The 18,200-nt window shown below is 67.8% G+C and carries 12 protein-coding genes; 6 read left to right on the top strand and 6 right to left on the bottom strand.

All coding sequences use genetic code 11. The annotated features are described in order from the left end of the window. The first annotated feature begins 177 nt into the window (after positions 1 to 177). A complete protein-coding gene (locus HALXA_RS11770) occupies positions 178 to 3,492 on the top strand; it encodes a bacterio-opsin activator domain-containing protein (protein ID WP_013880590.1) in 3,315 nt (1,104 codons plus the stop codon). A 285-nt stretch (positions 3,493 to 3,777) separates the two neighbouring features. Beyond that, positions 3,778 to 4,569, top strand: coding sequence for a helix-turn-helix domain-containing protein (locus HALXA_RS11765; RefSeq protein ID WP_049895296.1), 792 nt, complete (start codon positions 3,778 to 3,780; stop codon positions 4,567 to 4,569). Between the two features lie 225 nt (positions 4,570 to 4,794). Here HALXA_RS11765 and HALXA_RS11760 read toward each other — a convergent pair whose 3' ends face one another. Next, on the bottom strand, positions 4,795 to 4,983 hold the full coding sequence (locus HALXA_RS11760) for a DUF5786 family protein (RefSeq protein ID WP_013880588.1): 189 nt from the start codon (positions 4,981 to 4,983) through the stop codon (positions 4,795 to 4,797). A 99-nt stretch (positions 4,984 to 5,082) separates the two neighbouring features. Beyond that, positions 5,083 to 7,140: a cation:proton antiporter gene (locus HALXA_RS11755; protein ID WP_013880587.1), complete on the bottom strand. Its 2,058-nt coding sequence runs from the start codon at positions 7,138 to 7,140 to the stop codon at positions 5,083 to 5,085. Positions 7,141 to 7,940: 800 nt separating this feature from the next. Here HALXA_RS11755 and glmS point away from each other — a divergent pair. Next, entirely contained in the window at positions 7,941 to 9,752 is a 1,812-nt protein-coding gene (glmS, locus tag HALXA_RS11750; protein ID WP_013880586.1) for a glutamine--fructose-6-phosphate transaminase (isomerizing), read from the top strand. A gap of 501 nt (positions 9,753 to 10,253) precedes the next feature. Here glmS and glmU read toward each other — a convergent pair. Continuing rightward, a complete protein-coding gene (gene glmU / locus HALXA_RS11745) occupies positions 10,254 to 11,435 on the bottom strand; it encodes a bifunctional sugar-1-phosphate nucleotidylyltransferase/acetyltransferase (RefSeq protein WP_013880585.1) in 1,182 nt (393 codons plus the stop codon). 387 nt (positions 11,436 to 11,822) lie between these two features. Here glmU and HALXA_RS11740 point away from each other — a divergent pair, with 387 nt between their 5' ends. Then, the gene (locus HALXA_RS11740; protein ID WP_013880584.1) at positions 11,823 to 12,032 is read left to right on the top strand and encodes a DUF7563 family protein; all 210 of its coding nucleotides are present in this window, start codon (positions 11,823 to 11,825) and stop codon (positions 12,030 to 12,032) included. 140 nt (positions 12,033 to 12,172) lie between these two features. Here HALXA_RS11740 and glmM read toward each other — a convergent pair whose 3' ends face one another. Then, complete coding sequence (gene glmM, locus HALXA_RS11735; RefSeq protein WP_013880583.1) at positions 12,173 to 13,516, bottom strand: phosphoglucosamine mutase; 1,344 nt, start codon at positions 13,514 to 13,516, stop codon at positions 12,173 to 12,175. Positions 13,517 to 13,743: 227 nt separating this feature from the next. Here glmM and HALXA_RS11730 point away from each other — a divergent pair, with 227 nt between their 5' ends. Continuing rightward, a complete protein-coding gene (locus tag HALXA_RS11730; protein WP_013880582.1) occupies positions 13,744 to 14,034 on the top strand; it encodes a helix-turn-helix domain-containing protein in 291 nt (96 codons plus the stop codon). A gap of 77 nt (positions 14,035 to 14,111) precedes the next feature. Further along, a complete protein-coding gene (locus HALXA_RS11725; protein WP_013880581.1) occupies positions 14,112 to 15,395 on the top strand; it encodes a DUF6498-containing protein in 1,284 nt (427 codons plus the stop codon). 30 nt (positions 15,396 to 15,425) lie between these two features. On the opposite strand, the gene HALXA_RS11720 is transcribed toward HALXA_RS11725, so the two are convergent. Further along, a complete protein-coding gene (locus HALXA_RS11720) occupies positions 15,426 to 16,436 on the bottom strand; it encodes a lipid II:glycine glycyltransferase FemX (RefSeq protein ID WP_013880580.1) in 1,011 nt (336 codons plus the stop codon). Next, a complete protein-coding gene (locus HALXA_RS11715; protein ID WP_013880579.1) occupies positions 16,433 to 18,064 on the bottom strand; it encodes an alkaline phosphatase family protein in 1,632 nt (543 codons plus the stop codon). The genes HALXA_RS11720 and HALXA_RS11715 overlap by 4 nt, the downstream gene beginning before the upstream one ends. Between the last annotated feature and the right edge of the window lie 136 nt (positions 18,065 to 18,200).

The raw sequence follows: 18,200 nt of genomic DNA, 5'->3' as shown, positions 1-18,200 counted from the left end.
GGACGGCGGTCCCCGTAATCCGGTGCTACCCGTCGATACGAGATCGATAATTAACCCGCCGGCGACGGAATCGGTCCACACTGTGGGCCGCCGTTCCGGGGGGACCGACGATCGAACGCACCTCGAGCGCCCGCGTGAGAACGGGGCCACGAGCGCCGCGACCGGGGTGAACGGCAGGTGAGCGACGGCGCTACCGCGACGGTCGGCGACGTCGTTCGCGTGCTCGTCGTCGGCGACTCGCCTCGGATCGACCGCACGGTGGACGCTCTCGCCGCGGCGTTCGATTCGGCCGCGCTGGTCAGGGCACGGTCGGTTGCGGACGCACTCGAGCGCCTGGCCGAAACCGACGTTCACTGTCTCGTCTGCGAGTTTCGGGCCGACCGCGCTAACGCGGACCGCGGGAATGGCCCCTCCCGGCTCGAGCGCCTCGCGGCACGAACCGACGCGCCCATCGTCGCCGTCGCGGACGGCGCGTCGGCCGACCGGGCGCTCGAGGCCGGCGCGACCGACGTCGTCGAAACCGACGACTCGAGCGCCGTCGTCGCGGCTCGCGTTCGAAACGCCGCACAGCGCGGCCGACTCGCCGCCGAGACGCCCGAGACGGACCGGCGCGCCCGCGCCGTCCTCGAGGGGTCCGACGCGCTCGTGTTGACCGTCGACGAGGACGGTGCGATCACGTACGCGAGCCCCGCCGTCGAGTCGCGGCTGGGGTACACGCCGGACGAACTCGAGCGCACCGCGTTCCCCCGGCTCGTCCATCCCGACGACCGCGACGGCGTTCGAGACCTGCTCGCTGCCGTCGCGGCGGCGCCGTTCGGCTCGAGCGAGCGACGGACGCTGCGGCTGCGCGACGCCGACGGGCGGTGGCGGCTCGTCGAACTGACCTGTGCCGATCGCCTCGCGGACCCGTCGATCGACGGGCTCGTCGTCACCGTCACTGCCGTCGGCCTCGCCGGACGTGACGAGGGCATTCGAGCAGCGGTCGACCGCCTCCCGGGACCGGTGTTCGCGCTCGGACCCGACTGGGAGCTCCGGTACGCGAACCCGGCGGCGCGGCAGTTCTTCGACGGCGAGCCGCGGCCGGGGACCCTCGTCTGGCGTCTGCTGCCGGAAACGGTCCGTGAAACGTTTTCCAGTCGGCTTCGGGAGGCCGCGACGACCGGATCGACCGTCCGGTTCGACGCGGCGATCGACGACCGCCGGCTCGAGGTGCTGGCCGCACCCGACGACGACGGGCTGACGGTCCTCGCTCGCGACGTGCAGCCACCCGAGACGTCGGCGGGCGAGCCGGCGCGGGGACGGCGGGAGCGCGACCGCCTCGACCTCCTCGAGTCGACGATCGACGCGCTCGAGGACGGGGTGGCCGTCCTCGAGGGCGACACGATCGAACTGGCGAACGCGGCGCTGCTCGAACTCGCCGACGCGACGACGCTCGTCGGCCGGGAGGTCGACGCGCTGTTCGACGACGATCTCGCGGCGACGGTTCGCGAGCGCGCACGCTCGCCGATCGTTCGCTGGATGGAACCGATCACCGGACGGCTCGAGTCGGACGCGGCGGCAGAGTCGAGCGAGTCCGGCGGTCTCGAGGCGGGAGACGGACGGCCCGTCGACGTCTTCGTCGCGCCGCTGCCCGACGACGAGCGAGAGCGGACGCTCTGCGTCGTCCGCGACCGACGTCGGTCCGGGGCCGCCGCGCTCTCGTCCGTTCGGGACGCGCTCGCCGACCTGGCTCGCGCGGAGACCGAGGCGGACGTCCGCCGGGCCGTCGTCGACGGGCTTCGCGCCGCCGCCGACGCCGAGTTGGCTGCCTGGTACCTCGTCGACGAAGACCGACTCAGGCCCGCGGCGATGACGACCCGCGACGGACGGCCGGCGGTCGAACTCCCGCCGATCGAGCGGGACCCGCCGGCGTTCGACGACGGCGATCGCGACGAGAGCAGTGCTGGCGCGAGCGCGGACCCCTTCGCCGTCGACGAGCCGACCGTCTACGACCGCTCGGCGCTCGAGCCGGCGCTGGCCCGCTCCGGAATCCGGGCCGAGCGCGTGCTCGCCGTCCCGGTCGACGACCGCGCGGTCGCGCTGGCGACCAGCACCGAGCCGATGGCCTTCGAGGCGCTGGATCTCGACGCCCCGGCCGCGCTCGCGGACGCGGCGTCGCTCGCCCTCGACCGGCTCGCGGAGCGGGCCCGCGCTCGCGACTGCCGCCGCGACCGCACGCGTCTCGAGTCGGCTCTCGCCCGCGACGAGCAACTCCGGGCGTGCGAGCGCGACCTGCTCGCGGCGGAGACTCGCGAGGGGGTCGAACGGCGCCTCTGCGACGGCGTGCTGTCGCTCTCGTCCGCGGACGATGGCAACCGCGACCGCGACGGCGGCGGCGTCGAACTGGCGTGGATCGGCCGAACCGCTGCGGGCCGCGAGACGCTGATCGCCGCGACGTGGGCCGGTCGCGACGGCGAGTTCCTCGAGTCGGCGTCGCTCCCGCTCGAGTCGGATGCAGACGATCCGGCCGTCCGGACTGCGACGAGCCGCGAGCCGACGATCGTCGACGATCTCGAAGCGGTCGCCACCGCCGACGTGCACCGCGAGGCGCTCGAGCGGGGCTTCCGCGCGGCGCTGAGCGTCCCGATCGAGCACGACGAGTTCCAGTACGGGACGCTGACCGCGTACGCGACCCGGCCGGCGGCGTTCGACGAGGACCTGCGGGACGCTTGTACGCACCTCGCGAGCGTCGCCGGCCACGCGATCGGCGCGCTCGAGCGCAAGCGCGCCCTGCTCGCCGACAGCGTCGCCGAACTCGAGATCGTCGTCCGCGACGAGTCCGAGCCGCTGTCCGCGATCGCTCGCGGCGTCGGCGGTCGGATCGACGTCCGGACGGTCGTCCCGCGGACGTCGGGCGGCTCGACGGTGTACTGCACGGTCGCCGACGCCGACGCGGAGACGATTCGGACGACGCTCGAGGGGATTTCGGCAGTCGAGTCGTTTCGGGAGGTCGGCGACGAAGACGACGGGGATGACGGGGATGACGCAAATGGCGGAACCGGCGGCAATCGCGCACCCTTCGAAATCCGTTTGTCCGAGTCGACCGTCGCGGAAACCCTCGCGGAGTACGGCGGCGTGTTGCGCTCGATCGCGCCGGTCGACGACCGGGCCCGACTCGTGATCGAACTCGCGAGCACGGTCGACGTGCGCTCGTTCGTCCGCACGATCGAGCGCACCCATCCGGGGACGGAACTGGCCGCGCGCCGCGAGCGAGATCGGTCCGTCCCGCCCGCGCGCCCGTTCGACGCCGAACTCCGCGACCGCCTTTCGGATCGACAGTTGCGAACGCTCGAGGCCGCCTACTACGGCGGCTTCTTCGACTGGCCCCGCGAGAGCACCGGCGAGGAGGTCGCCGAAACGCTGGGGGTCTCCCAGCCGACGTTCAGCCGCCACCTTCGGCTGGCCCAGCACAAGCTGTTCGAACTGTTGTTCGACGAGCGGGATGAGGAGTGAGAGTAATACGCTATTTCTCCCGGAAGCGGATCCCGGAGAACGCCGTTCGACGAGCGTAGCACGGGATTATCTCACCGCCGATGGCCGGTAAGAGTCTATTTCTTTCAGCGCGGAGCTGACGGAGAGACGACGGATGAATCAGTATTGACGACAGGCGGTTGAGCGGTTCCGTATATAGCGTCTACGACCATGTATTCGCGGTCGAATCACGCATTCGATGAGCGTGTCCCCGGTAATGCGAACTTACACCTACCCCTGTCGTCCATCCGGATGGCGGATGCTGCTGTGAGCATCGATCTCTCCGACGTCGAGTCCGCCGCTCGAACCGACCCGGACGCCGAGGCGGCCGACGCGTCCGCGGAGACCGATGCCGAGGCGCCGACCGACGCCGCGGCCGACGTCGAGCGCACCGGCGTCCGCTCCGAAGCCGACGGCGGCATCGTCGCGCAGCTCCGGCTCGACCACGCCGACCTCTTCCTCCGCCCCACCCTCCGACGCGCGACCGACGTCACCGTCGAACCGGAGTACTGGACCAGCGTCGAAAACGACCGCACCTTCGTCTTTCTGACCGTCTACGGGGCCGAATTCGACGCTTTCGAGGCCGCCCTCGAGGCGGACCCGACCGCCGCCGATCCCGTCCTGGTCGACCGGTACACGGATCGACGCGTCTACCGGATCGCCGTCGCCGATCGGACGCTGACGTTCGTCGAGCGGACGGCCGCCGTCGGCGGTCGACTGCTCGAGATGACCAGCTGCCGGGACGGCTGGTGCGTCCAGTTGCGGTTCCCGAGCCGCGACGACCTCGTCTCGTTCAACGAGTACTGTCGGGACCGCGGAATCTCGCTGACGGTGGACCACCTCCGCGTCTCGGACGACCAGGACGACGGCGTCGTCGCGCTGACCGAGAAACAGCAGGAACTGCTCGCGGTCGCCCACGAAGAGGGGTACTTCGACGTCCCCCGCGGCATCTCGCAGGACGAACTGGCGGACCGACTCGGCGTCTCGAAGTCGGCCGTCTCCCAGCGCCTTCGCCGGGCGATCGGCGAACTCTGCGAGTCGACGCTGTCCCGCCGCTAACGTCCGGTCGTCGCTCGAGTTCGTATTTGAAGACCACCCAGTAGTCGCTCGAGGAGCGACCAGCACGACGAGATTCCGAGCGCGGGCAGCGAAAAAGCAGCCGACCGAGGACGCGGACTCGAGTTTGATCTCGCAACTCGAGACTCGAGTGTGGCTCCGAAGCCGCGAACTCGCGTCCGAGTATCGCGAGCGCTGAACCGAAGCGGCCGGGGACGACGGTCGACGTTACGCTTCGTCGTCGGCTTCGTCCTTCATCGAGCCGAGCTGGGAGACGAGTTCGTCGGTCGAGACGTCCGACTCGAAGGACATTTCCCCGTTGTGGTCGTTCTCGTGGATGTTTACAGCTTCAGCGTTGTCATCGTCGTCGTTCGTCTGTTGCTGCTGCTCGGATTCGTCGTAGCTACCAAAACCCATACGTGAACCACGACGCCGCCCCTCAAAGGTGTGGCGGTTCGGGGGGAGTTCCGAGAGTCGTTGACACTCGAGCCGTTGTGCGGTCTCGCCCCGCGAACGCTACTTGAACCGGAGGTACTGCCGGTCGTACTCGGGCTTCCCGCGCCGGGGATGGATCGCGATGAACGACGCCGGCGGGAGTTCGGCCAACTGGGCCGGCAGCCCCTCGAGTTCGGGCCGCCAGCCGACGTCGCCGCGGCGCGGCGAGAGCGCGACGATGAGATCGTCGTCGTCGGTCGCGGCCTCGAGGCGCGGGATGAGCCGCGCCCAGCCGTCGATCGACTCGAACTCGGCGGCGGCCTCCTCGTCGACCAGCTCGAACAGGTGCTCGAACTGGTGGGCCGAACCGTCGACGACGATCACGTTCAGTTCGGCGCCCAGCGTCGCCGCGAGATGCTTGACGAGGTGGACGGCCTCGTAGAATCCCTCGTGGTGGTCGACGCCGATGGGGACGACCACGTGGATGCGCCGCGTCGTATTGATCGGGTGGCCGAGCCGCGAGACCAGCACGGGCCGGTTCGTCCCCTCGAGCACCTGATCGATGATGCTGCCGAAGATCCGGTGGCGGAAGCTCCGCGCGGCGTCCCAGCCCATGACGATCTGGTCTGCCTGCACCTCGACGGCGCCCTGAACGATTCCCGAGGCGACGTTGTGGTTGACCCGCGCTTCGGTTTCGACCGGGACCTCCGCCGCGCTGCCCTCGGCGGCCAGCTTCTCGAGGTCCTCGGTAACCGCGGCGATCTCGCGTTCGGTCGCATCGTCGTCCCGGTCGGGCTGGACGACGGTCAGCACGTGGATCGGCTCGGCGCTGCGGTCGCCCTTGATGACGAGGGCCAGCTCCACGAGCCGCCGCTGCAGGTCCGCATCGTGCGACAGCGGCAGTAAGATCGTGGGATCTTTCGTCCCGTCGTCGCCGGCGACGTCGCGTTCGAGGGCCAGCGCCGTGGCGCTCCGCTCGGTGAGCCAGGGGCTCAGCACGGCGGTGACGACCAGCATCAGGACGACGGCGTTGAGCACGGCGGCGCCGAACAACCCGAGGTCGTAGCCGATGAGCGTGATCGCCAGCGCGGCCGCGGCCTGGCCGGTCGAGAGCCCGAAAATGACGGTGCGCTCGGTCGGCGTGTAGTCCTGTACCGCGGCGACGAGCCAGGCGGCGGCCCACTTCGTGGCGAACATGATCCCCGTGATGACGGCGGCGATCCACAGCGTCTCGAGGCCGTCGAGGATGACCGTCGGATCGACGAACATCCCGACGTGCAGCAGGAAGAAGGGGATGAAGAAGGCGTTCCCCACGAACTCGATTCGGTTCATCAGGGTGCCGCCCTCCGGAATCTGCCGGTTTAAGGCGATGCCGGCGATGAACGCCCCGAGGATCGGCGCGAGTTCGAGCAGTTCGGCGAGGCTCGCGGTGGCGAAGATGGCGACCATCACGAACAGAAACTCGAAGTAGCTTTCCTCGCTGAACGTCTGGAAGAACCGCCGCGAAACCGGCGGGAGCACGAACAGCGCCGCGCCGAACAGGACGACCAGCGAGAGGCCGACCCGTGCGAACAGCCACGGCGTCAGATCGCCGCCGACGGCGCCGGTGACGATCGCGAGCACGATCAGTGCCAGCGTATCGGTAAAGAGGATGCCGCCGAAGACGGCCGCGACCGCGCGGTTTTTCGTCACGCCGAGCCGGTTGACGATCGGGTACGCCAGCAGCGTGTGCGAGGCGAAGACCGACGCGAGCAACAGCGCGGCCCAGAGGTTCAGGCCGAGCACCGCGTAGACGACCGCGGCGCCGACGACGAACGGCAGCCCGAAACTCGTCAGGCCGAAGATCGCCGCGTTCTCGGGCGCCTCCTTGAACCCCTGCATGTCGAGTTCGAGGCCGACGGTAAACAGCAGGTAGATCAGGCCGACCTCGCCCAGGAGGACGATCGCGTCCGAGTGGCTGACGAACTCGAGGGCGTCCGGGCCGATCGCCGCGCCGAAGAGGACGACGCCGACGATGCCCGGCTGCCCGAGGCGCTTGACCAGCAACGGGCCGACCAGAAACACCGCCATCGCGACCGTAAAGACCAGCACCGGCTGCTCGAGCGGGAGTCCGACGTCGGTGAGTAGCGGCTGAACCATCTGAATCGTAACTCGGGGCGAGCGTCGAAACGGGTGGAACGCGATCTGTACGGCGTGAACCGCGAATCGTAGTCGCCGACGAGGGACGGATGCGTAATAAAACGACGGGTTTCAGGTAGGATACTCGATCTGTGTCGTGTACGCAACGAATGCACGTCAATCGCGTCGAAATAGTATCCCGGAGAGGACGAGAAATCTATATCTGACCACTTTTCGAACGACAAATCGGATTGTATGCGGCTATCTCCGTATTCGCCTTGGCTCCGGCAAGCGATCTCCCGCATCGTTTAACCGATGTTTTGCCGCGTGAACCGTCGATTCATCGGGGGTTATATGCGCGTTCGGGAGGCCGTACGGTTTCAGCCCGGTCGTGTTTGGTTGACATACTTCAGTTGATCTCCGTATTTTGGATTCGTCTGTTCGAATGCAAACGTCGAAGGGAACATACGATCACAATACTGGTCGAATTAAATTACTGTCTGTAGAATGTGGGTCGCGCGCTGACCGAGCGACCGTTTGAGAGTACCCCGACGCTACCGGGATCGGTAGCCAATCTATAGTAATGGGCTCGGCTTGCCTGGTTCCTCTCATGTCCGTGTATCAGTTCCGATCTCGACGGGTCCCCGCGGACGATCGGCCACGCACGCCGCCAGCGCGATCGTCCCGGACGGCCAGCGATACCTCCGCACGCGCGAGTTCCGCTCCGGAATCGAGTCCGGCTTCGGACTCGGCTGCGCCGACCGACGCATCGAGTCATCCGACAACCGACGCTCGCCGCCACGATGCACGGTGATCGATAGATGTGTGGAATAATCGGCCACGTCGGCGACGGCAACGCGCTCGAGACGCTGCTGACCGGCCTCGAGAACCTCGAGTACCGTGGGTACGATTCGGCCGGCGTCGCGATCCAGAACGGCTCCGGCATCGACGTCGAGAAACGCTCCGGGAAGGTCGAGGAGCTGAAGGAAGCGATCGACGACCCGCTCGAGGGCGACGTCGGCATCGGCCACACGCGCTGGTCGACCCACGGGCCGCCGACGGACGAGAACGCCCACCCCCACACCGACGGCACCGAGGACGTCGCGGTCGTGCACAACGGGATCATCGAGAACTACGCGACACTCAAGGAGTGGCTCCAGGCCAAGGGCCACGAGTTTACGAGCGACACCGACACCGAAGTCATCCCGCATCTCATTCAGTACTATCTCGACTCGGGACTGGACAACGAAGCCGCGTTCCGGAAGGCGGTCGAGGACCTCGAAGGAAGCTACGCCGTGACCGCGATGCTCTCGGACGAGCACGTCCTCTACGCCGCCCGTAAGGGCTCCCCGCTGGTCGTCGGCGTCGAGGACGACGAGTTCTTCCTCGCCAGCGACGTCCCCGCCTTCCTCGAGTACACCGACAGCGTCGTCTACCTCGAGGACGGCGACGTCGTCGTCGTCGACGAGAGCGGCGTCGAGTTCACCGACCTCGACGGAAATCCGATCGCGCGCGAGCCCGAGACCGTCGAGTGGGATCCCGAACAGGCCGGGAAGGGCGAGTACGACCACTTCATGTTAAAGGAGATCCACGAGCAGCCCACCTCGCTGGCGCAGGCGATCGAGGGTCGGATCGATCCCGAGAACGGCCGGATCGCGCTCGACGGCTTCGAGCCGGGCGCGTTCGAGGAGATCGACAGCGTCCAGCTGATCGCCTGCGGCACCTCCTACCACGCGGCGCTGTACGGCTCGCTCGCGCTGAACCAGGCCGGCGTCGAGTCGACGGCGCTGCTGGCCAACGAGTACAGCGTCGCCGCGCCGCCGGTCGACGAGGACACCCTCGTCATCGCCGTCACGCAGAGCGGCGAAACCGCCGACACGCTCAACGCGCTCCGCCAGGCCAAATCGGAGGGGGCGGACACCCTCACCGTCACGAACGTCGTCGGGTCGACGGCCGCCCGCGAGGCCGACGACGCGCTGTTCATCCGCGCCGGCCCCGAGATCGGCGTCGCCGCGACCAAGACCTTCTCCTCGCAGGCGGTCATGCTCACGCTGCTGGCCCAGCGGATCGCCGACGACGCCGCCGGCGAACCCGCGGCCGACCTCGAGGCGCTGCTGCCCGACCTCGCGGCGATGCCCGAGCAGATCGAGGGGATACTCGCCGACTCCGACGCGGAGTGGATCGCCAGCCGCTACCAGGACAGCCGGTCGTACTTCTTCATCGGCCGCGGGCTCGGCTACCCCGTCGCGCTCGAGGGCGCCCTGAAGTTCAAGGAGATCACCTACGAGCACGCCGAGGGATTCGCCTCCGGCGAACTCAAGCACGGCCCGCTGGCGCTGGTGACGCCGGAGACGCCGGTCTTCGCGGTCTTCACCGGCGAAGAAGACGAGAAGACCCTGAAAAACGCCGAGGAGGCCCAGACCCGCGGCGCGCCGGTGGTCGCGGTCTGTCCCGACGACCACCGGGCGGTCGAGGTCGCGGACGCCCACCTCGAGATTCCCGAGACCGACCCCGACCTCGCCGGGCTGCTGGCGAACGTCCAGCTCCAGCTCGTCTCCTACTACGCGGCCGACCTGCTGGATCGACCGATCGACAAACCCCGTAATCTCGCGAAGAGCGTCACGGTCGAGTAACGGCGCCGTCGCGGTCGGCGGTCACCCTTCTCGGGCTCGAGTCGGTCTTTTCCTAGAAACCGAGTCGGACGTCGTTTTGCACTGTTCCTGATCCGTCTTCGGTCTTCGGTCGCCGATCGTCACCGGGACGATACCCGCGTCGCAGACTGCGGACGGACGGCCTCGAGTCGGCGCCTCGGCTGACTCCCCGTCCCCACAGGAACGCCTCTCGAGTTCGGGAACAGTCGTCACGAGTGGGAGTCTCCGAGGCCGCAGGACGCTCGGCCACCCCCGTAGCCGTCGTCCCACGGCCCGATACGAACGACCCACACTCGACGACGTCGGAATCGGAACTGGAGGGTCGGTGATCCGCTTGATACCGATCGACACCCTCCAGATAGGCTAGCTCTTCCTGAATATATAAAGTCAATACCTGATAGCTACGGTTCAGTACGGATCGCCGCGACTAGCGGGCGCTACCGGCAACGACGCACCCTCGAGACAGAAGCAGAAACGCGCCCGTTATCGATCCCGTTCGACGACTTCGCCGGGCGTCGTCGTCGCGCCCGTATCGAGTTTCAGCCCCGGCGTGAGGCTCGTGTTGATTCCCGTCTTCGCGTCGTCGCCGGCGACGACGCCGAACTTCCGGCGGCCGGTCGAGACGCGATCGCCCTTGACTGTGAACTCGATGTCGGCCTCGTCGTGGCGCAGGTTCGCGACGGTCGTCCCCGCGCCGAAGTTGACGTCTCGGCCGAGGACGCTGTCGCCGACGTACGAGAGGTGGCCCACGGTCGCGCCCGGCGAGAGCACGCTGTTTTTCACCTCGACGCCGTTGCCGACCTTCGCGCCCTCGTCGATCAGCGTCGCCCCGCGGACGTACGCGTTCGGCCCCACGGTCGCTCCCGAGCGGATCAGCGCCGGCCCCTCGATCACGACGCCCGGCTTCACCGTTGCACCCTCCTCGACGACCACGTCTCCCTCGAGGTGGGCGTCGTCGCTCACCGCGCCGTCGAGGCGCCGCTCGAGCTCGCCGATCTTCCACTCGTTGGCCTCGAGCAGTTCCCAGGGGCGGCCGACGTCCATCCACCGCTCGAGGGTGACCGGCGTGACGGCGTACTCGTCGATAACCCGGCCGAGGACGTCCGTGATCTCGTGTTCGCCGCGCTCGCTCGCGGGCACGTCGAGCCACTCCCGGGCGTCCGCGGGGAAGGCGTACGCGCCGGCGTTGGCGAGGTTCGTCGGCGGATCGGCCGGTTTCTCGACGATGTCGGTGATCGTCCCGTCGGTCGTGCTCAGCACGCCGTAGTTGCTCGGCTCGTCGACCTCGACGGCGCAGACGGCCGGACAGGCCTCGAAGAGGCGGTCGATCGCGGCCGGATCGTAGAGGTTGTCGCCGTTGAGGACGGCGAAGGGACCCTCGAGGTGCTCGCGCGCGGCGTTGACCGCGTCGGCGGTGCCGGCCTGTTCCTCTTGAACGGCGTAGCTGACGGGGACGCCCCGGTATTCGGATCCGAAGTAGTCTCGCACCGTCTCGGCCCGGTAGCCGACGACGAGGACGATCTCGTCCGCGCCGGCGTCGACGGCCGCGTCGACGGTGTGGGCGGCGAGCGGTCGATCGGCGACGGGCAGCATCGGTTTCGGCACTGACGCGGAGAGCGGTCTGATCCGCGTCCCTTCACCCGCCGTGAGAACGACAGCTTTCATACCAACAACGTACGGCGATTCGGGGGATAATTATACGGGTTCTACTCGCACGTTGCCAGCCGAACTGATGCCTATCTCGTTAGGCGTCACGGCCGGTTGACTCGTCAGGTAATGGCTATCGGTACCGGTTCGCACGACTCCCGGTCAGCGATTGGGCGGCCACCCGGATCGGGGCGTTCGGAGCGACTGATCGAACCGTCGAAATCCCGACTCGTAATGTGATCTTACCCGGCAGAAATACGATATTTACCGCGAATTAGCGCGTGATACTGCCGATATCTGACTCGTTTCGATCACCGGCCGTGACCCGTCGCAACGAGTGACTAACCTTCTCAAGCGGAATTATGGGGTCTATAGTAAATACCGTTCTGTGGCTACGGGCTGTTGATGTCGACGGAACCATCCGACGCGAAGTGGACGCCGATGACGTCTCGAGAACACACGAGCGCCCCCCGCTGCGTCAACTGTGGGAACCAGGTGACCCGGCAGTTCGCGCGCGTCTTCGGGGACAACCGCGACGTCGTCCACGCCTGTCCCGACTGCGCAACGTACCGCGAAATGAAGACGTCCGATTTCATCCCCGAAGAAGCCAGATAACCGGTTCGTTTCGCTCGTTCGCGCTGCGGGGGCGTGATCGCGTCCGTATCGACGCGACCGACGGCCGCTGCTGATTGTCTCCGGTACGTTGTAGCTCCCAGAATACCGACGAGCGACGCAATCGCCGAACGTCGTGACCGTTACTCCGTCCCTGTCTCCGCCGTCGTCGCCTCGAGCGCATCGCCGACGAGCTCCCGCGCCTCCTCGAAGACCCGCTCGGCGGCGTCCGCGTCGCGGGCTTCGGCCGTCACGCGGACGAGCGGTTGCGTCCCGCTCGCGCGGAGCAGGAACCAGCCGTCGTCGGTCTCGACCCGGACGCCGTCGAGCGTGTCGACGTCGTCGTAGCGGTCGCTGACGCGCGTCCGAACCGCGTCCATCACCGCGGCCTTGTCGTCGACCTCGAACGACGTCCGGCGGATCGGATACCGCTCGATCGCGCCGGCGAGCTCGGAGAGCGGGCCGCGGTCGGCGACCAGTTCGACGAGCTTGGCCGCGGCGAGCGGCCCGTCGGGGCACCGGGTTTCGTCGGGCCAGATCCAGGCGCCGCTGGGTTCGCCGCCGAAGACGACGCCGTCCTCGGTCGTCCGCTCGGCGACGTAGACGTCGCCGACCTTGGTTCGAGTGAGCGTCGCGCCCACGTCAGCGAGCGCGTCGGCGACCGCGAGGCTGGTATCGACCGGCGCGGCGACGCGGTCGCCGTCGCCGGCAGCCTCGCGGGCGAACAGCGCGAGCAGGGCGTCCTTCGGCACGAAGGTCCCGGTCTCGTCGACGGCCATCATCCGGTCGGCGTCGCCGTCGTGGGCGATGCCGAGGTCGGCGTCCGTCTCCGCGACGAGCGCCGCCAGCGTCTCGAGGGTCTCCTCGTTCGGTTCGCTGGGGCGGCCGGGGAACGAGCCGTCTTGCTGGCCGTTCAGCGTCCGGACGTGACAGCCGAGGTCGGCGAGCACCTCGGCGGTAATCGTGCCAGCCCCGTTGCCGAGGTCGACGATCACGCTCGGGGTCGACTCGAGATCGACGGCGGCCTCGATCGCCGAGGCGTGGTTTTCGCGAGCGGTGTCTCGCCGGCGACGGACGCCGAGTTCGTCCCACGCGCCGAGGTCGTAGTCGTCCTCGCGGAGCCGGCGCTCGATCGCCTCGCGCTGCTCGGGGCCGAACGCCTTCCCCGAGGGGTTCCAGAGTTTGAGCCCGTTGTCCGGCGCCGGATTGTGCGAGGCCGTCACGACGATCCCCGCGTCCGCGCCGAAGTGCTCGATCGACCGCGCGACCGTCGGCGTCGATTCGATTCCGACCTCGAGGACGTCGGCGCCGCACTCGCGCAGTCCCGACGCGACCGCGTCGACGAGCAGTTCGCCGCTCTCGCGGACGTCGCGCCCGACGACGACGGTGTCGTACCCCTCCGATGCGACCGCGCGGCCGACGTCGAGTGCCAGGCCTGCCGTGACCTCCGTTCCGACGGTGCCGCGGATACCGCTGGTTCCGAACATACGCGTCGGTGACGCGACCGAGCGCCTTACTATGTGGGGACTACCGTCGGCGCCCCGGATGAACGCGCCCGCGGCGTCGCGACCGGGCACCGTCCCGATCGAGCAGGTGCGCTCCGCCTTCGGTACTGGCTCCGTTCGCGACGCCGCCAGCCGTTAGCGGTTCCCTATATTTCTGAACTGTCGCCAGCGTATATACGAGCGAGCCCGTAGGCTGGGACAGCATTGCTATGAGTGCGACCGACCACGACGCCGACCGCGACGCCGCCGCTGAGTCCGATTCCGACGCCGACGACGTCCCCTCCCCCTCGTCGATCGCGGAGCTTCCGCCGAGCGCGAAGCTCGTCTACAAGGTCCTCGAGTACGAGGGTGCGATGACCCAGGAGGAGATCGCCGCCGAGTCGCGCCTCTGTTCGCGAACCGTCCGCTACGCGCTCGGCAAACTCGAGGACGCGGAGTGTATCGCCAGCCGGGTCTGTCTCGAGGACGCCCGCCAGTCGAAGTACCGGATCGCGGAGTGACGACGTCCGTTCCGACGGATTGTATCGTGGCGCTCTCGGACGAAAATTGAAGACTCCCGAGTCGAAACCGGTCGTCAATGGAGGGTCCCGGGAACCCGCAGCGTCGGCGACGGATCGAGCTCGCGGGCGCGGTGTGGGCGAACGTTCTGCCGCTGATCGGCGTCCTCGTCTGGGAGTGGGATCTCGCAGCCCTGATACTGCTGTACTGGCTCGAGGTCGGCGTCGGCCTGTGGTGGGCGGCTATCGAAGCAGGGATCGCCGAACGGCCGTCCGACTATTCGCCGGCGATGCTGATCTTTGGGACTGCTCGGTACAGGCGCGGCGGCGTCTCGATCCCTAGAACGTCGCTGACGTGGTACGTCCACAATCTACCGATAGTCGCGCTGACCGCGATCTTCTTCGGCTGTGCGTGGGCGCTCGTCGGAGTCATCGGCCTCGAGTCGGTACTCGCCGCGCAGGGGACCGGCCGATCGGTCGGCGGAACGCTGGGCTCGGTGCTCGGTTTCGCCGGCTGCCTGTTCGTCGGTCGGGGCTGGGAAACGCTGTCAGTGTACGTCGGCGAGCGCCGGTATCGAGACGCGAACGCCCAACAGGTCGTCCAAGAAGCGCTGTGGCCGCTGTGGATTCTCGGTCTGATCGTCATGGCTGTACTACCCGTCGTTCAAGAAGCAGCGACCGGTTCGCCTCTCCTCGTCGCGCTAATCGGCGGTAAGTTCCTGTTCGACCTGCTTCGTTCGACGTACGGCTCGATCCGCGCGTTCGACGCGGACAACGGCGGGTGGCTCGGAGCCGCCGATATCGGCGACGACTCCGACTGGGAGCCGCGCCCGCTCGAGTCGTCTCCGACGTCCGATGCGTCAACCCGAATCCGCCCGCATCGGATCGGCGTCGTACTCGAGGGAATCTCGGCCGGATTTTCGTCGGTTCTTGGCGCGCTGTTCGCCCTTCTCGCCGCGTTCGTCATCGCCGTCTTGCTCCTCGGGGGCGATCGAAGCGTCCTGTGGTGGCTCCCGGTACCGCTCGCCCTCGTCGCCGGTCTCGGCGTCCTCGATCGCGCGTTACGATACTGGGCGATCACGTACCGAATCGACGACCGTGGGAACCTCCTCGCCAGCGGTCGACTCTCCGGCCGAACGCACCGGGTCGTCGACGGCGACGGTGTATCCACCGTCGACGTAGTCGTTACCCGAACGGATCGGCGCCTCGAGACGACGACGGTCAGGATCGATCCCGTGGACGCCGAGCGGACAGTACGAATTCCGTGTCTCGCCGATCGAGACGCCCGAGCGGTTCTCGAGTGCCTCGGGGACGCCGACCGACACGAGCCTGAAGCCGACGCTCTCGCTCGCGCCTCGAACTGACCGAAAACGAGCCGATTCGACACTCGAGGATTAGCCGAGTTTCCGGAACCGGTCGATCGCCAGATCGATCCCGAACGCGCCCGACGTGATCGTGAAGTTCGTCTCGAGGCGCGGGTTGAACTTCGCTTTGTAGCGGTTGATGCTCGGCACGCCGGCGCCCACGAGGTCGTACCGCTCGAGGCCGGCGCGGAGACCGTCGCGCATCACGGTCCAGTCGAGCAGGTCGTTGATCGGCAGATCGACGTCGACGTCGGGTTTGACGCCGCCCTGCCAGCGGTACCTGGTCGTATCGGACTCGACGACGAGGATGCCGCCGAGGAATTCGCCGTCGACGCGGCAGACGTACGGCCGCACGGAGCCCTCGGGGAGCACCGCGTACGCCGAGCGGACGAAGTCGGGATTGAGGTGGAACGACCGGCCCTGACTCTCGTAGCGCTGCGCGACCTTCTCGACGATGCGCTCGATGTCGTCGGCGTCGCCCTCCTCGACGACGTAGGCGTCTTCGTCGGCGTTGCGAACGTTCTGTCGGGCGTCGCTGCTGAACCGGTTCAGGAGATCTTCCTCGCTGCCCTCGAGATCCACGACGTACGTGTAGCCGGGTTTGACGGTGTAATGGTTCCAGGAGAACGGCCGCACGTCCTCGAACTCGGCGGCGACGATCCGCGTGTACAGCGGCGAAATCTCCCGCTCGATCCACCGGATGGCGCCCTCGAGGAACCGCTGGGTCCGTTGATCGGCCTTCCGGCGCTTGACTTTCTCGAGGTTCAGCGTCGCGGGGCCGAGGTAGGGTGACCACGACTGGGGCGCGGGGGAAAAGGCGCCGGTGATCGGCCCCTTCGAGTACTCGAAGACGGGGAAGAGGCCGATCGCTTCCTGACCCTTAAATCCGGTCAGGAGGTGCAGCGTCGTGCCCGTGTCCTCGGCCTGCAAGCGGAGCGCTTCGGCGCGGAAGAAGGGGTTCGTCCCGTCCGACCGTTCGACGTAGCGGTTCCACTCCTCCGCGTCGGTCCACGGGTCGAGCGTCGTGACTTCGACGGTCATAGGTATCCCAGGTCCGAGAGGCGGTCCTCGACGGCCTGATCCTCGGTCGCCGTGATCGGTTCGGGGTCGTAGGACGGGTACTCCGCTTCCGGCCCGCCCTCGACGATCGGCAGCGTGTCGCCGTCCATCTCCGCGTCGATCGGCACGTCGAACAGCGCGCAGATCGTAGGCGCGATGTCGAAGATCGACGCGTCGGCGTCCGCGAGCGAGGCGCTCTCGTCGAACGCCGAGCCCATCGCCCCGACGACGCCGGTCCGCTTGTGGTTCCACGACTCCATCGGCTCGCCGAACTGCTCCTTGCCGAGGTCGGCGACGATCGCGTTGTTGAACGCCGCCGGCACCGTGACGATGTCCGGCCCCTCGTCGAGGTACGGCCCGTCGAAGAACTCCTCGCGGGGGCCGACGGCGTCGAACATCGGCTCGCCGTCCGGCGTCCGAACCGCCGACAACTCCTCGACGACCTCGTCGCGGACCCGCTCGTACTCGGATTCGGGCACCGTGCCGTCGGGCTCGCGGCCCTCGAGGTTGATCCGGAGGCCGAGTTCGCTCTTCGAGCGCATGTAGACCTCCGAATCGGCGAAGGCGACCTGCTCGCTGGCCGCCCGGATCAGGTCGTTGGGCACCTGCCTGCCGATCGGCTCCTTCAGCCCGACCCGATCGAGCGCGTTGGCGATCCGCTGGGTCGTGACGCCGAACCGCGCGGCGACGTTCATCGCCCTCTCGAGGGTGGTCTCCTCGTGAGTGCCCGCGTCCTCGCCGCGGAGCAGGTCGTTCTCCCAGCTCTTGGACCAGTCGGGCATCCCCTCGCCGCCCCGGTGGGCGCGCAGGTAGCCCCGATCGCGGAGGAACTCGTTGACGCGGAACTCGTGGCCCGTGACCTTTCCCATCCCGTGGTCGCTGACGATCAGGATGTTCTCGGGGTCGGTTTCGGCGATCGTCTCCTCGAGCTGGCGGTCGACCTCGCGGTAGACGGCTTCGATGGCCTGCTTGTCGCCGGGTCGCTCGTGGAAGACGGAGTCGGTCTGCTGGAACTGGAGGAAGCCGAACTCGGGTTCCATCCGGCGACAGAGGTAGCGGAAGGCCTTCCCGCGGAGCTCGATCGTTCGCTCGTACCCCTCGATCGACCGGTCCGGTTCCGGGCCGCTCTGTGGGTAGACCCGGTAGCCGCCACACTCCAGTTTGATGTCCTCGAGAATGCCGTCGGGGTGGCAGTCCGGATCTTCGGGGGCTGTCATCCCCGGAATCAGCGCCCCGTCGAACTCGCGGGCCGGGTGGGTGACCGGGAGGTTGACGACGACGCTCGTGATGCCGTGCTCGGAGAGCAGCTCCCAGACCGGCCGCTCCCGAACGTGGGTCGAGTTCACGACGTTCCAGTCGTAGCCGTTGAACGAGAGAAAGTCGAAGACGCCGTGTTTGCCCGGATTCTTCCCCGTGTACAGCGACGGCCAGGCGCTGGCCGTCCAGGGCGGGATCTGGGACTCGAGGGGCCCGCTGGAGCCGGACTCGAGTATCCGCCGTAAGGTCGGCACCTCGTCCGACTCGAACAGCGACTCGAGTATCGGCGGACACCCCGCGTCGAGCCCGACGACGAGAAGGCGAAGATCATCTTCGTCGGTCGAATCTACCATGTACTGATCCGTTCGTCTACCGGCGCTTTGTTATGCGAGTGCTTGCAGACCGTAAGTTAGGTTTTCAGTCACGGCTGTCGAATAGTTCACACCATGCGCGGGGGCTGTAAGCCGTGCCTGTCTACCCTCGATCGGG

Origin of the sequence: Halopiger xanaduensis SH-6 (assembly GCF_000217715.1) — an archaeon.
In the GTDB taxonomy this organism is placed as follows: domain Archaea; phylum Halobacteriota; class Halobacteria; order Halobacteriales; family Natrialbaceae; genus Halopiger; species Halopiger xanaduensis.
The sequence above is the reverse complement of the archived record's forward strand: the minus strand, read 5'-3'. Positions and strand labels throughout refer to the sequence as shown.

What these genes read in the sequence shown, in the direction of transcription:
- HALXA_RS11760 (WP_013880588.1), bottom strand. Translation starts at nt 4,983, where the DNA reads ATGGGTTTTGGTAGCTACGACGAATCCGAGCAGCAGCAACAGACGAAC.
- glmS (WP_013880586.1), top strand. Translation starts at nt 7,941, where the DNA reads ATGTGTGGAATAATCGGCCACGTCGGCGACGGCAACGCGCTCGAGACG.
- HALXA_RS11755 (WP_013880587.1), bottom strand. Translation starts at nt 7,140, where the DNA reads ATGGTTCAGCCGCTACTCACCGACGTCGGACTCCCGCTCGAGCAGCCG.
- HALXA_RS11720 (WP_013880580.1), bottom strand. Translation starts at nt 16,436, where the DNA reads ATGACCGTCGAAGTCACGACGCTCGACCCGTGGACCGACGCGGAGGAG.
- HALXA_RS11730 (WP_013880582.1), top strand. Translation starts at nt 13,744, where the DNA reads ATGAGTGCGACCGACCACGACGCCGACCGCGACGCCGCCGCTGAGTCC.
- glmM (WP_013880583.1), bottom strand. Translation starts at nt 13,516, where the DNA reads ATGTTCGGAACCAGCGGTATCCGCGGCACCGTCGGAACGGAGGTCACG.
- HALXA_RS11725 (WP_013880581.1), top strand. Translation starts at nt 14,112, where the DNA reads ATGGAGGGTCCCGGGAACCCGCAGCGTCGGCGACGGATCGAGCTCGCG.
- glmU (WP_013880585.1), bottom strand. Translation starts at nt 11,435, where the DNA reads ATGAAAGCTGTCGTTCTCACGGCGGGTGAAGGGACGCGGATCAGACCG.
- HALXA_RS11740 (WP_013880584.1), top strand. Translation starts at nt 11,823, where the DNA reads ATGTCGACGGAACCATCCGACGCGAAGTGGACGCCGATGACGTCTCGA.
- HALXA_RS11715 (WP_013880579.1), bottom strand. Translation starts at nt 18,064, where the DNA reads ATGGTAGATTCGACCGACGAAGATGATCTTCGCCTTCTCGTCGTCGGG.